At 41.1% G+C, this 13,878-nt stretch carries 15 protein-coding genes and 4 tRNA genes; 9 read left to right on the forward strand and 10 right to left on the reverse strand.

Translation table 11 applies throughout. The features are described from left to right. Positions 1–391 precede the first annotated feature (391 nt). Genes AACX68_RS01325 through AACX68_RS01350 form a run of 6 tightly spaced genes read left to right on the forward strand, consistent with a single transcriptional unit; the run spans position 392 to position 3,922 of the window. A complete protein-coding gene (locus AACX68_RS01325) occupies positions 392–1,522 on the forward strand; it encodes an ABC-three component system protein (RefSeq protein ID WP_228860381.1) in 1,131 nt (376 codons plus the stop codon). Continuing rightward, complete coding sequence (locus tag AACX68_RS01330) at positions 1,510–2,034, forward strand: ABC-three component system middle component 2 (protein WP_228860382.1); 525 nt, start codon at positions 1,510–1,512, stop codon at positions 2,032–2,034. The genes AACX68_RS01325 and AACX68_RS01330 overlap by 13 nt, the downstream gene beginning before the upstream one ends. Positions 2,035–2,036: 2 nt before the next feature. Continuing rightward, complete coding sequence (locus AACX68_RS01335; RefSeq protein ID WP_228860383.1) at positions 2,037–2,207, forward strand: hypothetical protein; 171 nt, start codon at positions 2,037–2,039, stop codon at positions 2,205–2,207. Continuing rightward, positions 2,179–3,015: a hypothetical protein gene (locus AACX68_RS01340; RefSeq protein WP_228860384.1), complete on the forward strand. Its 837-nt coding sequence runs from the start codon at positions 2,179–2,181 to the stop codon at positions 3,013–3,015. The genes AACX68_RS01335 and AACX68_RS01340 overlap by 29 nt, the downstream gene beginning before the upstream one ends. Before the next feature lie 51 nt (positions 3,016–3,066). Next, a complete protein-coding gene (locus tag AACX68_RS01345; protein WP_228860385.1) occupies positions 3,067–3,573 on the forward strand; it encodes a hypothetical protein in 507 nt (168 codons plus the stop codon). A 52-nt stretch (positions 3,574–3,625) separates the two neighbouring features. Continuing rightward, positions 3,626–3,922 (forward strand): hypothetical protein, encoded by a 297-nt coding sequence (locus AACX68_RS01350; RefSeq protein ID WP_228860386.1) that lies wholly within the window; start codon positions 3,626–3,628, stop codon positions 3,920–3,922. 211 nt (positions 3,923–4,133) lie between these two features. Here AACX68_RS01350 and AACX68_RS01355 read toward each other — a convergent pair whose 3' ends face one another. Together AACX68_RS01355 and AACX68_RS01360 are read right to left on the reverse strand one after the other, a co-directional pair. Further along, entirely contained in the window at positions 4,134–4,610 is a 477-nt protein-coding gene (locus AACX68_RS01355; protein WP_228860392.1) for an IS630 family transposase, read from the reverse strand. Positions 4,611–4,641: 31 nt separating this feature from the next. Continuing rightward, on the reverse strand, positions 4,642–4,965 hold the full coding sequence (locus AACX68_RS01360) for an IS630 transposase-related protein (protein ID WP_228860387.1): 324 nt from the start codon (positions 4,963–4,965) through the stop codon (positions 4,642–4,644). A gap of 1,198 nt (positions 4,966–6,163) precedes the next feature. On the opposite strand from AACX68_RS01360, the gene trhO reads away from it, so the two are divergent. Beyond that, positions 6,164–7,225, forward strand: coding sequence for an oxygen-dependent tRNA uridine(34) hydroxylase TrhO (gene trhO, locus AACX68_RS01365; protein WP_228860388.1), 1,062 nt, complete (start codon positions 6,164–6,166; stop codon positions 7,223–7,225). 89 nt (positions 7,226–7,314) lie between these two features. Here trhO and AACX68_RS01370 read toward each other — a convergent pair whose 3' ends face one another. From AACX68_RS01370 to AACX68_RS01405, 8 genes are all read right to left on the reverse strand, one after another. Then, on the reverse strand, positions 7,315–7,908 hold the full coding sequence (locus AACX68_RS01370; RefSeq protein WP_228860389.1) for a response regulator transcription factor: 594 nt from the start codon (positions 7,906–7,908) through the stop codon (positions 7,315–7,317). Between the two features lie 205 nt (positions 7,909–8,113). Next, positions 8,114–8,374: a biofilm formation regulator BssS gene (bssS, locus tag AACX68_RS01375; protein ID WP_099123488.1), complete on the reverse strand. Its 261-nt coding sequence runs from the start codon at positions 8,372–8,374 to the stop codon at positions 8,114–8,116. Between the two features lie 238 nt (positions 8,375–8,612). Then, entirely contained in the window at positions 8,613–9,665 is a 1,053-nt protein-coding gene (gene pyrC / locus AACX68_RS01380) for a dihydroorotase (protein WP_228860390.1), read from the reverse strand. 230 nt (positions 9,666–9,895) lie between these two features. Continuing rightward, positions 9,896–9,971 (reverse strand) — tRNA-Asn (locus tag AACX68_RS01385). Positions 9,972–10,168: 197 nt separating this feature from the next. Next, a tRNA-Asn gene (locus AACX68_RS01390) sits at positions 10,169–10,244 on the reverse strand. A gap of 280 nt (positions 10,245–10,524) precedes the next feature. After that, a tRNA-Asn gene (locus tag AACX68_RS01395) sits at positions 10,525–10,600 on the reverse strand. Between the two features lie 286 nt (positions 10,601–10,886). Further along, positions 10,887–10,962 (reverse strand) — tRNA-Asn (locus tag AACX68_RS01400). 117 nt (positions 10,963–11,079) lie between these two features. Next, complete coding sequence (locus AACX68_RS01405) at positions 11,080–11,601, reverse strand: YlaC family protein (RefSeq protein WP_228860391.1); 522 nt, start codon at positions 11,599–11,601, stop codon at positions 11,080–11,082. A gap of 476 nt (positions 11,602–12,077) precedes the next feature. On the opposite strand from AACX68_RS01405, the gene cspE reads away from it, so the two are divergent. Further along, positions 12,078–12,290, forward strand: a complete 213-nt coding sequence (cspE, locus tag AACX68_RS01410) for a transcription antiterminator/RNA stability regulator CspE (RefSeq protein WP_010847246.1) — start codon at positions 12,078–12,080, stop codon at positions 12,288–12,290. An 838-nt stretch (positions 12,291–13,128) separates the two neighbouring features. Next, positions 13,129–13,878, forward strand: a 750-nt coding sequence (locus tag AACX68_RS01415; RefSeq protein WP_228860393.1) for an IS5 family transposase, incomplete at its 3' end; no start/stop codon positions are given.

Consider the following 13,878-nt stretch of genomic DNA (forward strand, 5'->3'; position numbering starts at 1 on the left):
CAGTAGCTCCTGTTCCCAGGGGTTGACAGGTGAAGTCATAGGACCTCTCTTGGGAGTAGAATAGAGAAGATAACCATCATGACACAAGATGAGTCACGACTGTAGTACTAGTGCGGTTTCCCTTCGTCTTCTCACCTCTACCAATTTCCATCGAATTAAATTTTTATCTTGATAAATCAGGGAGTTTAGCATTTTATTGGTCAGTCAAACTCAATGGTGCACCCTTGGAGCAACGCGAATGTAGGGATTCTATGAAGGGATGAATTTCCCACCTGATGTGAAAAAGCCTCATTTAAAGGAAGGATATCCGTGAAACTGTATGAAAATGTGGTAATTGGAAATTTTCTCTATGGTCTAGGTGTATCTATAGGCGGGCGTCTGAAATCCGGTTATGGTGGTAGAAGAAATAAAACAGGGTCTTGGCTCTACGCTTAGCGAATTATCTGTGCCTACCCCCTGGCCGGGCGCTAATGCTCGGTTGCTTGGGTTGGGTGTAGGGCTACCTATCGCACCTCTTGTGCGTCTGGCGCAATTCAGTGCCGCCGAATTTGAACGTTTCACACTCGAATGGGCATCTGATTACCTTGCCAAGCAGCAATATGTAAATGAAGTACAGCAGCGTGGCGGTGTTGGGGATAAGGGACGGGACATAGTTGTATGGCTTGACCCAGTAGATGTTTTACCTCGACGATGGTACCTGTATCAATGCAAGCATTATGATGCCAATCTAGGGCTTCCAAAGGCTGGTGTCGAAATCGCAAAAGTTATTTTTTATACTTTTTCCGGGGACTACACAGCACCTGAAGAATACTATTTTGTTACACACAAAGGTGTCACATCACCATTTCAAGATCTTCTTGACGCTCCAGAAAAACTCAAACAGGCAATTCTTTCCGGGTGGACGACTTATGCCAAAGCGATCACATCAAAACATGATATCCCCCTGACAATCGAGCTCCGAAGCTACATCGAAACATTTGATTTCAGTATTTTTCGTGCAAAGCAGCCACATGATTTACTCGAAGAACATAGAAAAACCTCATTTCATCTCACGATCTTTGGCGCACCTTTAATTGAACGCGATCCGTCCGAAGCCCCTCCATCAGCAGTCGATCCTATAGAAACCGTATATATTCAGCAGATTTACACCGTCATTAGCAATGATATAGCAAACCCAGTTCGGACTTTCTCTGATTTTGAAAACAGTATTAGCCATGTAAAACTTTTCGAACGTTCTCGAATTACCTTTTATTGTGCGGAAGGGTTGAAGGAGCTTGCTAGAGATCAAATGGCTAATCAAACATTTTTTAATACCTTGCTGGGTGAATTTAATGATGGGCTGTATTACACATACTCAGATCACGAAGGGACGCCATTAGTCCGTCTGAAAAGTACTGTAAAGGCTGCACAAACTTTACAACTTGGTGCGCATCCGCTTGCTGTTCACGTCACGAGTAAAGACCGTGAAGGGATTTGCCATCAATTGGCCAACGATAAGGTGATTGACTGGTGCAACCCATAATTGAAATTTCAGAAATAGAGAGACACTTTGAAGAAAGGCCTTTTAACTCACCCTTAGAGTATGGTTTTCGTGCACTCTTCATATTATACGCAGCTGGTAATATGGCTATGGTTCTACAAAGAATCGTATCTTATGACTACCTCCTTGTGCATACCAGCGACGTACAAGGTGGGCCTAAGAGTCTTCACCCAGCGGTTCCTCATCGGGGGGCAGAGCTTCTTGTGAAGCGTAGTTCAATACAAGCAGGGCTTAATTTGATGCTCTCGAGGGAATTGATCGAGGCTGTCTTTTCTCCCGAAGGAATTCTGTATCAGGCTTCCGAGTTAACTGGAAGGTTTGTGCAGCTCTTAGCGTCCCCTTATGCAAATGAGCTTGCAGAACGAGCCTTATGGGTAACAAAACAGTTTCGTCACTTCTCAAATGACGAGCTTGCTTCATTTATGACACAAAATGTGGGCCGATGGGGCTCTGAATTTGACCGATTGACCGCAATAGACTTATTGGAATTGTGAAAATGCTTAGGATAAGAAAAATTCTTTTGCGCGGAAGTGGCGTTCAAGATGCTTATGTGGATTTCGATAGTGGCGCGAACATTCTGGCGGGGGAATCGGAAACCGGAAAAAGCTATCTTATTAGCTGCTTAGACTATATCCTTGGTGCTGAAAAGCTTAAAAAAAAAGCCTAAAGAGGCAATCTCTTACACACATCTTTTTGTTGAGTTTGAAAATTCCAAAAACGAGGTGCTAACCCTAACTCGTGCGTTGGATGGCGGCAAACTAGTGGCTCATTACTTCCCAATCCGCGGCATTGATGGAAAAGGCGAGACGATAGCACCTGTCCGTAAAGGCAAGAGTCAGAGACCTGACGTTACCTCAATACTTTTCCCATTCGCAGGAATTAAGGAGGCTAAGTTGCGCAAGAATGCTCGTGGCGCAACGCAACGTCTTTCTATCCGTACACTTGCGCCCCTATTCCTAGTTGATGAAGTATCCATCATCGACGAATACTCGCCAGTAACTGGTCGCGCCAGTTTTGACGATACCGCTCGAAAACGCATGTTCTCGTATATTCTCACTGGCATAGACGATGCTGGAATTGTAACCGAGGAAAAAACTGAAATCATAAAAGCACGGCTGCAAGCGAAACTTGAGGTTGTGCAAGAGATGCTTCAGCCGCTTGAAGAACGCTTTGGAGCTAGTTCGGAAAGCCTCCAGTCTGATCCGGAATATGACGATGAGCTTGATGATATGATTGCGAGATTGACCGAAGAGGTCGAAAAAGCAACAGCCAATATTTCCTGTTTACACGAGGAAATGCAGGTAGCAACAGCGCTTATGTTAAAAGCTGAATCTCAATTGTTGGGTGTGACTGAAATCCAATTGAGATATAGCCTGCTCGAAGAACGATACCACTCCGACCTAAGACGGTTGGACTTTCTTACGGAAGGAGCTCACTACTTTGAGTCTCTTCAAGAGGTTCCTTGCTCTCTCTGAGGACAAAATATAACTCTCCATCATTACCACAGTGAAAGAACGCAGATGCTGATGAACAGCGATGAAATTCGGCGTTCTGCAACAGCGGAAGCTGCAAAGATTCATGCGTATCTAGCTGACCTCCAAAAAGCAATTGGTAGTCTCGACCAAAGAAAAGTAGAGCTGGAACAAGAAAAAAACAATGCTCAGACCGAACTTACTATTCTACAGGGAAATCTCACCCGTAACTTGACGCCTCTACTTACCCACACCGCAGAACACCTCGAAAAAAAGCTCGAGTACCGGGCCGAAAGAGACGCTGAGTATACTGATTTCCAAAGATGGGGGGAACTGCATAAGCTCCAAAGAGATCTCCAAAAATCGCTTACCGAAAGCAACCAAACAAAACTGGAATGGGAAGGACTGTCTTCCCAATCACTGACTGACTTTTACAGAGAGATAGAAGCAATTTTGACCGAGTGGAAATGGAGTTCCAAGCCTCGAGTTTCCTTTGATGAGAAAGAATACGACATTGTTGTTGACGGTCAACCTCGGCAGTCACACGGCAAGGGGGTTTGAGCAATACTCTATTCGGCCTTTATCATTGGACTCTTAAAGTACTGTGTTAACAATGGGCGACCGCACCCTGATAGTGGTAATCGACTCGCCACTGACCAGTTACAAGAAGAAAGAGGCGGCCAAGGTATCGGGCTCAGACGAACCAATTTCCGCGGGTGTCGAAGCCGGATTCTGGCATTCACTAGCCCAATTACCAGATACCATACAATTAATTGTTATTGAAAACAAAGAACCGCCAGCTTCAATTATCACAGAAGTTCATTACGAATGGTTTGCGGGTGATTATGCCGAGGCCGAAGAACGCGCAGCACTGATTCCAGTGCCCGGCGAAAATTCAGCAATCTCGTAAGAGGAGACCGATGTTTTTGAAAAATATGTTCTAAGTTTTTCGTATGAAGTCGTTGATAATCCCCCTATTGGTTGAGCAATGTCTATGATGATGACTTTTGAGACTCGATATTTTTCACAGTCATCATCATCGTTCATTGCCCACTCCACCAATCAACAAAGAGACATTACCACGGTAGATTCTCTGCTTAACTATAGCTAAATCAAAATAATTAGACATATTTTACATGCGTCATAAACAGTTCATCAATTGAACACCTTTCTCGTCTTCTTATCGCTTTGACTTCAGCCCATTTCGGTTCGATGGGGTTCAAATCCGGACTGTAAGGAGGTAACCATTCCAACAGGCAACCGTGGTCTGCTATCGCTTTTATTGTGTCATGCCGTTTATGGAAGGGGGCATTATCCATCACAATCACGGCTCCGCTTGGGAGCTTAGGCAGCAAATCTTGTGTCATCCAGGCATGAAAGACATCCGCATTAATGTTTCCAGAAAATAAGCTTAAGGTCACGAAGGTCTTTTCGAGGATCGCGCCAATGACATTCATGCGGCCTTTAGCCTGCCAATCGTGTGTACCGAAGCAGCGTAACCCTTTCGCCGAATAACCGTGTGTGCGGGGCATAGACTGCGAAAAACCACTTTCATCCAGATAAACAATCGGTTTCATCGCCTGTTCGTAGTGGCTGATGCGTTCGACAAACGCCTGACGAGCCTGAGCGTCAGCGTTGGGGTGTCTTAGCGTTTTTTTTGACTGTTATTTTCAGCCGTTTCAAGGCGTAATGGATAGCAGATTGCGCGACACCCAAGCGTTTTGCCCTTTCCCATTGATAGTCATCGGGGTAATTTTTGACATCAGTGAGAAGCGCTTCATCACTGATTTTCGTGGGCGGCTTATTCCGTGTCACACAGGGTTCTATTTTGTGACTCCACCGAAATAAGGTCCGCATAGAAATCTCAAAATGGGTACACGTTTGTTCGAAGGTCAACGAATGCTTGTCTTTATATGCCAGTACTCTCTTTCGAAAATCCAGACTATAGCCCATCCCACTTTATCCTTTGTCATATGAATCCAGCTATTATGTCATATTAATATGATTCTGCTATACGTGCTGAACAGAGTGATTTTTCCTTAAGAACGTTAGATCATCTTAAAAGGGTACTTCATGTGGGTTACACCAAAAAATCTATTTTAGAACAGTACGATATGGAAACCATTTTGTTGGTGTAAAACTGCCTCTGGGGTAATGAGATACTCTTTCTGTAAGCCTCTTGATTAAACTAATCATCCACTTTCAGAGCATTCTGTGTTCCTGTAAAGTCAATTTCTATTCCTCGCTCATAGTCGGCCGTCAAGTTTAATCGCACCCTACCATAATAGCGTCAGGTCAAATCGCGGCTAATACAAGTTATATTTGATAGATTAGATTCCAATTAATCCATAACATAATTTGTTGACCCTACTCACCACAGCCGCTAATATTCCATGTACACTAATGATCCATCGCCTGTCAGGATCGCCTTCGGGTGGCGAAACAAAACTCTCGTAGCCTGAAAGAGAGAGCAAGAATTGCGGTACATCTGCTCACCTTTGGAAGCAGATATTGTCAAGACACCTAAACCCTCGCCTGGCAATGAAGGTCTTTTAAACTAATAGATAATCCAAAAGGATATCTTTATCTGGTTATCTAAGTGTATTGAACGTGGATTTACACACTGGCGTTTCAAATCAACATAAATTCTATTTATCCTCAATGATCAAAGGGATAGCTTTTGCGCATCCGTTCATACTTTTTTCTATTCCTGTTTGAATTATTCAACAGACAATTTTTCTACAGCTAATCCATTAACATGACTATCGTTTGACATTTAACCTTACGGTGTTTTGCTATGCCTGATGGTACTTCAACGTTTGCACGATTTTTGCTGACTGTTTACAGAACTCAAGGCGTCACTTTTTGCGGATTTATCGCTGAAAGTGACGCCGCAGCAAAAGGACAACACATCCCTGTTAGGCCCTGGCTTAGTTATAGTGAACACGTAATTTCTATATATACAATCAATTCAGAACAGGGATTGATAGATCTGGGTCACAGAAAAAAGTAATATTGTAGAAAATAAAAACCCCAAGTATGTACTAGGGGTTTTTAGTTAAATGTTTCGATCATGATCTAGAGTCGACACTATGTGGACATAGATATTAATGTATACATATCAACAAACTACAAGGGTACTTTGAACACCATGCCAGTGTTACATAACCGTATTTCTAACAAAGAACTGAAAGAACGTATGTTGGCTGAAACCGAGCCGCGCACAACCATCTCTTTTTATAAATATTTTGCTATTCCTGAGCCACAGGATTTTCGCGACAGCCTGTACCAACAATTTACGGATTTGTCAGTTTTTGGACGGGTTTACATCGCTAAAGAAGGTATCAATGCGCAAATCAGCATCCCTTCTAAAAAAGTTGATGCCCTGAAAGCAGTATTAAATACCGCTGATCCTGCTTTGTATAACTTGAGACTCAATATTGCATTAGAAGATGATGGCAAATCATTTTGGGTATTACGCATGAAAGTGCGTGAGCGTATTGTTGCTGATGGTATTGAAGATGAAACTTTTAATCCGTCAAAAACCGGTGAATACCTGAAAGCGGATCAGGTTAACCAGATGCTGGATGATCCAGAAACTGTATTTGTTGATATGCGCAATCATTATGAATATGAAGTCGGGCATTTCGAGAATGCGATTGAAATTCCGTCAGATACATTTCGTGAGCAGTTGCCTATGGCAGTTGAAATGTTGAAGGATGATAAAGATAAAAATATCGTCATGTATTGTACTGGCGGGATCCGTTGTGAGAAAGCAAGTGCTTATATGCTGCACAATGGTTTTAACAATGTTTATCATGTAGAAGGCGGTATTATCGAGTATGCCCGTAAGGCGAAAGCTCAGGGGCTGCCTGTTCGCTTTATTGGTAAAAACTTTGTTTTTGATGAGCGTATGGGAGAACGTATTTCTGAAGACGTTATCGCTCAGTGCCATCAGTGCGGTTCAACTTGTGATAGCCATACTAACTGTAAAAATGATGGATGCCATTTGCTATTCATCCAATGTCCGTCTTGCGCAGAACGGTTTGAGGGATGTTGTAGCGATGTTTGCCGGGAAGAAATGTTACTTCCTGAAGGCGAACAGCGTGCTCGTCGGGCAGGAAGAGAAAATGGGGCTAAAATTTTCAACAAGTCTCGTTATCGGTTGAGCGAAGGTTTGAATATCACTTCGCTGCAATCCATCAAGCAATAGATCTTATTTAATTGCCTGTTTAGTCTACTGAATGAACAGGTACTGCAAACTGGCGTAATAACTTAAATGTAATTGCGCCAGTTGAATTATTAACAGAGATACTTAAAGATATTATAAATAAAAAGTAACTCCATCTGGTTAACTACTCCTAATTTTTCAATGATATGTCGTTTATGCGAATAAACGGTACTGCCGCTTATTTTTAATATCTTTGCAATCTTATATGTGCCTATTTCCAGCATCCAATAATAGAGGATCCTATTTTCCTGCGGGCTAAAAATAGAACTTTTTGCATTGAAATGAGAAAAATAGTGTTGAATATCATATGAAGCCATTTCTTTTAATCGTTGAAGTAGTAAGCTAAGATTTCTTTTCGGTAAAATAAAATCCTTATTAGTCAATTGGATATGATTTTCTGCCCATGGATATGGCTTATCAATATAGATATAAATGCGTCTGTCATGCATTAAGGATAAAAATAACTTCATGTATTCACAGTATGAACTGCAATAACCGTAATGTGTTAGATTCATCAGAACAATATCTGGTGAAAATACCTGGAGAGTAGTTATTGCATCATGAATTGAATTCATACCTGTTGTAAGGATGTTCGTATTTTCTCTCAGGGACTCAATGATCCCGAGGCGGGTATAATAGCACTCATCAATGATTAATAGCTTCATTAGCTGAACATCCTTGTTCTATAGTGGTTATCATTAAGTGAAACAGTCTACCGGATAGTTAAATATCAGGCAGTGTCTGGCTGTTTATAATACAGTATTGTGAAAAATAATAAACTATATGAATAATTCTGTGAGCTGATATTTTTTTGATAGCAGTGGCGGACACTCAATGTTCTGAGTGTCCTAATAGGTATGAAATTTGCTGTTAATGTTTTGTATAGTCAAGTTGGTCGTATTCTGATGATTCAATCTTCTCGATCCCAGCCTGCAATATTAGAATTAGCTGTTTTGCAACTCCTGTAGTTAACCACAATGTTTTGTCGATACTGACATTATCTGTCTTTGTGGTTTGATCTGGGGAGGATAAGTAATGAAGGCGAATCATCATGGCGTCATAGGTGTCAACAATACTGATGTCCCAGCCTACAACAGGGTGGGTTTGGATAATTTCATCTTTTTGTCCCATATAACCTCCTAATCAGACTACAGCATTGTTATTGGTATAATTGACTAAGAGCTGCGAATCTCATCAAAGATGAGTAATTGCAGTATAAACCTTTTTATCAAACTAATACTACAACCAGTCTCAGAAACCCGATGCTGATCATTTTATCTGAGAGTGGACGTTATCGTGTTTGGTAGGGAAAGAGGGATGATGCCTTCATGCGGAAACTAAATATCTCCGCATGAAGCACAATGAGAGGTTACTTACATATTTTGACTTCCCATCCGGCATCTTCTCCAGCCAGGAATGGGATCAATTTTTCGCCATTATGTTCGACGCATTCGAAAACTGGGGTAGGCTTGCGTGTAAGTTCGATAAAACCATCATTAACAGGTAAATCATAAAATTTCGGGCCATTCAGAGAGCAGAATGCTTCAAAATGTTCCATTGCATTCATTTCTTCAAAAACAGTTGCATAAGCAGCTAAAGCGGTTGGAGCATTGAAAACACCGGCACATCCGCAGGAAGATTCTTTACGGTGCAATAAATGAGGAGCGGAATCCGTTCCCAGGAAGAAGCGGTCACAGCCACTGGCAACAGCTGCGCGTAATGCCTCCTGATGAATATTGCGCTTTAATACTGGTAAACAATAGAGATGTGGGCGGATCCCGCCAACCAGCATATGATTACGGTTGAACATCAAATGCTGTGGAGTGAGTGTTGCTCCTAACTTATCATTGCCTTCAAGAACATATTCGGCAGCTTCTTTGGTCGTGATATGTTCGAAAACAACTTTCAGCTCAGGGAACTGCTTACGTAACGGCTCCATGACCTGCTCTATAAAACGGGCTTCACGATCAAAAATATCAATATGAGCTGCAGTCACTTCACCATGGATCAGGAGAGGCATTCCTAATTTTTCCATTGTTGCTAGCAGAGGATAGATCTTCTGTATATCTGAAACACCGTGGCTGGAATTAGTTGTTGCATTGGCAGGATAGAGCTTACAGGCAGTGAAAATACCTTCTTTGTAACCTATTTCAATTTGGGAGCTGTTTGTTGAATCCGTGAGATAGCAGGTCATCAGAGGCTGAAACTGGTGTTCTGATGGAATGGCTGCCATTATCCTGTCTTTATAGGCCTTAGCACTGGCAACATCTGTCACAGGTGGGGCAAGATTTGGCATAACGATAGCCCGGCCAAAGAAATGGCTGGTATGAGGAACGATAGTTTTCAGCATATCACCATCGCGAAAATGAACATGCCAGTCGTCAGGGCGGCGGATTTTAATGGTATATGATTCAGTAGTCATGGAACCGGCTCCAGAATATAGGTGAGAAATGGTGGAAGCTGATTCAGCATTCCTTAAGCCGGAGGTAGATGATAAAGAGAAAATAGTTAAATAGCTATTATTAAATGATAAAGTTCCGCTATTTTTGCAGAATTAAGATTTTTATTTTATAAAGGCTAGGGTATTCAGAGGAAATTAATTGTATCAAAAAAGGAAAAAATAGAAGTAACAAAACGAGGGTGAATTGAATTTGGCTCCTCCAACTGGACTCGAACCAGTGACATACGGATTAACAGTCCGCCGTTCTACCGACTGAACTATGGAGGAACTCCTTCAAGACGGGTCGAATATTAACGGCTATTTTCTCATTTGTCAAAGGGGAAAATCATAATAACTGATTGTTTGCCGTTAATATGTACTTTTTGTCGATAATATGTGCTTTGTGATTTTCAGCTCATCAGTGTATCTTTAGCAGAAAAGCAAAAAGCCCGACTCAGCATAACTGAATCGGGCTTCTTTAAATTTGGCTCCTCCAACTGGACTCGAACCAGTGACATACGGATTAACAGTCCGCCGTTCTACCGACTGAACTATGGAGGAATTGCTGTGTTCCTGAGAACGAGGCGAATAATAGGGGAATGGAGAGAGCTTGTAAAGCAGAAAAATAAAAAATCAGTTCAAGTGGTTGAGACGCATTCAAGGCGGTGGTTTTTTATCATTTTTTATAGCAAAAAATAATCAGAGACGCATTTTTTTAGGCTTTACTCATGATAACGAATTAATATTTCGTTATATTTTCTGATGGCAGATAAATGCCCCGGCAAAAAGCAGAAAAGCAAAAAGCCCGGCTCAGCAAAACTGAATCGGGCTTCTTTAAATTTGGCTCCTCCAACTGGACTCGAACCAGTGACATACGGATTAACAGTCCGCCGTTCTACCGACTGAACTATGGAGGAATTGCTGTGTTCCTGAGAACGTGATGAATAATAGGGAAATGGAGAAGGGTTGTAAAGCAGAAAAATAAAAAATAAATTCAATTGGTTAAGTGTTGTTCTGTATGATGATGTTTTGTTATCTTTTGTGATAGAAAGTAGCCATTTTTACAATAATCACTATCCTAGTGATCCACAAAGTGTGGCGTCTGGAAGTGATTAAGTGTAGCAAAAGGCAAGTCGAGCAAATTGATGAAGATTAAATAGCAAAAAGCCCGACCAGCAAAACTGAATCGGGCTTCTTTAAATTTGGCTCCTCCAACTGGACTCGAACCAGTGACATACGGATTAACAGTCCGCCGTTCTACCGACTGAACTATGGAGGAATTGCTGTGTTCCTGAGAACGGGGCGAATATTAACGACGAACTCAGGATGTGTCAATGCAAAAATTCGATTTTTCTAACGCTTGCTCATCATGTGATCGCATTGCTATAAAATTATGCTATTTTGCTGAAATTACATGCTTTTGTCCAACTTGATAAGGTTGAAAGTAAGGTGATTGCTCTGAGCATGCGATCATAAAAACATCATAAAAGCATATTCCGTTCTTTTTTAGAATGATCTGTTTGATTTCGTTTTTCACTTCATTGGGGACATTCGGATGACCGAGTATTGTATTGACGGCATTCTGAGATACCTTTTCATCGACAAACCACTCGCCGTTATAACAAACACGTAAATCCAGCACATCAATATCGTCAAAATGGTAAACGGGTTTGATATCGAAAAGAAGAACGGCAGCCATAACAAAAAAAAGTGCAGTAAATAAAAGCAGTGACCAAGTGCCGAAATAGGGGGCATACCACATCAGTACAGCGAGGAAAACATAAGCAACAATCATAGCTAAAAACAGGTATGGATGCTGATGAATAAAGATACTATTAAAATGTACTTTACCATCCCTATGCTCTGCAAGATTGATCCGCTCTAGGTCCTGAATCAATATCTGTTTGATGATGTTCATAATACCAGCCCAATTATTGTAGAAATCAGTTATCAAATTAAAAATACCCACCTTTCCAAGGTTATCATGCCGGGCGTCTCCATCTGTATAGCAATTACTTCTTTTAATTTGTAAAACTGTTATTGTTCCTGATGATCACGAATATTTTTGTTTAAGATAAAAGTTGAATAAATCAAATAAAAGCATAAATGCATCTATTTATTAGGTTATTCTGTTCTAATATTGAGCGTCTGAAATTTTTTTAGATCTATAATCCATAAAAAGGTTGCTATTCCGGTTCGGTCATGCGTTAATGCGTTTGGCCTGATTAACAGACCTACTTTATGTACGACATCTTGAGTTAATGCGTTATGTGTAAGTGCTATCTTGATTAGCCTTTGTAGACCGTTTCCTTCTTAGTGCCCCATAAGTAATAGCTGATAATGGCCAACACATGCCCAAGGTGGCGAGTTTTTTTTGATATATAGGAAAGACACATGTCTGACAAAATGAAAGGTCAAGTGAAGTGGTTCAACGAGTCCAAAGGTTTTGGTTTCATTACTCCAGCCGATGGTAGCAAAGACGTATTCGTTCACTTCTCTGCCATTCAAGGTAACGGTTTCAAAACTCTGGCTGAAGGCCAGAACGTAGAGTTCACCATTGAAAACGGTGCCAAAGGCCCAGCAGCAGCAAACGTAACTGCTATCTAATTTGCCTTTATACCTATTTGTTAAGCTCGCCATGCTAAAATGCCCTGGCGGGCTTTTTGTTTATTAGGTGATTTTAAAAAAGTTAATCATAATATATTAAACGATAGTAATTATTTTATTAAACAAGTCTACAAGAATACTATTCTTTTAATAAGTGAAGCCTTTACTGATTAATCTTACCTGCTTATAATTTCGTCCAAGTTTTATTGGAGAGCTAATAATTGGACAGTCAAAGTTTAGAATTAAATAAAATCTCATCGTTAATCTTTTCATTTTAATGAATTTACTGCTTGCCGAATAATGGAGGGCGATGCTGCTTCAGTTTCATGAGTTGTACTCACCCGAAAGATGATGCGGTACTGTAGATCGGCTATTCAGATCACGAAAACAGTATCAAAGAGATATATCGGGGTATCGATGGTACTGTTATATACTCACTCCTTATTCCCTCCGGGAACACATCAATAATCAGATTAAGTCTGATGTTTTTTCTATTGTTAACGAAAAGAGAAAGAATTTATTTCTTCTGGCAACTTGCTGCGCATTAGTTTAATTCAAAAAGATGACCAGCAGTTAAATGCTTATGCTTGTAAGAGTAAATGTTTTAATTGCAGTTTTGGATTTATGAATTGCTAAGCTAGCAAAGTAGTCATTTGGAAGAATATTTATCCATTTTATATTATGGAGGATATTATGCAGTTAACATCTATTGCAATTCATTTGCTTTCGGCGATGTGTTTTGGTGCACTGATTGAGGGGAACCTCTAAAAACTTTTCACAGCCACAAAATTGAGTAAAATGTAGACACAGTATATCTCTGCAAGGTAGCGCCGTCATGATACCGCCTCGTTCTGCTTTAAAAAAAGACAAGCTGGCATCCGAATATCACCGTCGAAAAATTGATGAATTAGGTGATCCGCTGCTTATTCTTGATAAGTATGTTGATTTCTCGGCACTGGCTGACACCCTAGACCATGTCGTACCACGTATTATTTCTCCCAAAGGGGGACGCCCGCCATTCCCGACTGAGGTGATGGTGCGTATCATTATCCTGAAACATTTCCATAATCTTTCCGATGAAAGGATGGAATATCAATTGCTTGATCGAATGAGTTGGCAACGTTTTTGTCGCTTGACCGATGTCATTAATATTCCAGACCGTAACACGATTTGGTGTTTCGAAAAACGGATTGGGCAGGAAGGGGCCAGCGCGTTGTTTGAAGAGGCGAAGCATCAGCTTTCGGCACAGGGATTCATTCCCAGAGGGGGCCAAATCATTGATGCTACGTTGATCCCAGTGCCTAAGCAGCACAATAAGAAGAAAGAAAATGAACAAATCCGTCAGGGTAAAACCCCGGATAACTGGACAGCAAACAAACGATGCCAGAAAGACACCGAGGCAACCTGGACGAAAAAGAACGGTAAACGTTATTTTGGCTATAAACTGACCATCAATGTCGATACAAAATATAAAGTGATCCGCCACATCGCGTCAGGAACCGCTGCTGTCCATGATAGCCAGTTTTTTGAAGCCGTTTTGGATCGGTCAAATACAAGTCGGGACATTTATGCTGATAAAGGGTATGCC

The organism is Xenorhabdus sp. PB61.4 (assembly GCF_963894935.1).
Taxonomy (GTDB): domain Bacteria; phylum Pseudomonadota; class Gammaproteobacteria; order Enterobacterales; family Enterobacteriaceae; genus Xenorhabdus; species Xenorhabdus stockiae.

Bases quoted from the DNA above. Each gene is read 5' to 3' on its own strand.
- AACX68_RS01325 (WP_228860381.1), top strand. From the start codon at position 392: ATGGTGGTAGAAGAAATAAAACAGGGTCTTGGCTCTACGCTTAGCGAA.
- AACX68_RS01335 (WP_228860383.1), top strand. From the start codon at position 2,037: ATGCTTAGGATAAGAAAAATTCTTTTGCGCGGAAGTGGCGTTCAAGAT.
- AACX68_RS01345 (WP_228860385.1), top strand. From the start codon at position 3,067: ATGAACAGCGATGAAATTCGGCGTTCTGCAACAGCGGAAGCTGCAAAG.
- AACX68_RS01350 (WP_228860386.1), top strand. From the start codon at position 3,626: ATGGGCGACCGCACCCTGATAGTGGTAATCGACTCGCCACTGACCAGT.
- AACX68_RS01360 (WP_228860387.1), bottom strand. From the start codon at position 4,965: ATGGGCTATAGTCTGGATTTTCGAAAGAGAGTACTGGCATATAAAGAC.
- trhO (WP_228860388.1), top strand. From the start codon at position 6,164: ATGCCAGTGTTACATAACCGTATTTCTAACAAAGAACTGAAAGAACGT.
- AACX68_RS01370 (WP_228860389.1), bottom strand. From the start codon at position 7,908: ATGAAGCTATTAATCATTGATGAGTGCTATTATACCCGCCTCGGGATC.
- bssS (WP_099123488.1), bottom strand. From the start codon at position 8,374: ATGGGACAAAAAGATGAAATTATCCAAACCCACCCTGTTGTAGGCTGG.
- pyrC (WP_228860390.1), bottom strand. From the start codon at position 9,665: ATGACTACTGAATCATATACCATTAAAATCCGCCGCCCTGACGACTGG.
- AACX68_RS01405 (WP_228860391.1), bottom strand. From the start codon at position 11,601: ATGAACATCATCAAACAGATATTGATTCAGGACCTAGAGCGGATCAAT.
- cspE (WP_010847246.1), top strand. From the start codon at position 12,078: ATGTCTGACAAAATGAAAGGTCAAGTGAAGTGGTTCAACGAGTCCAAA.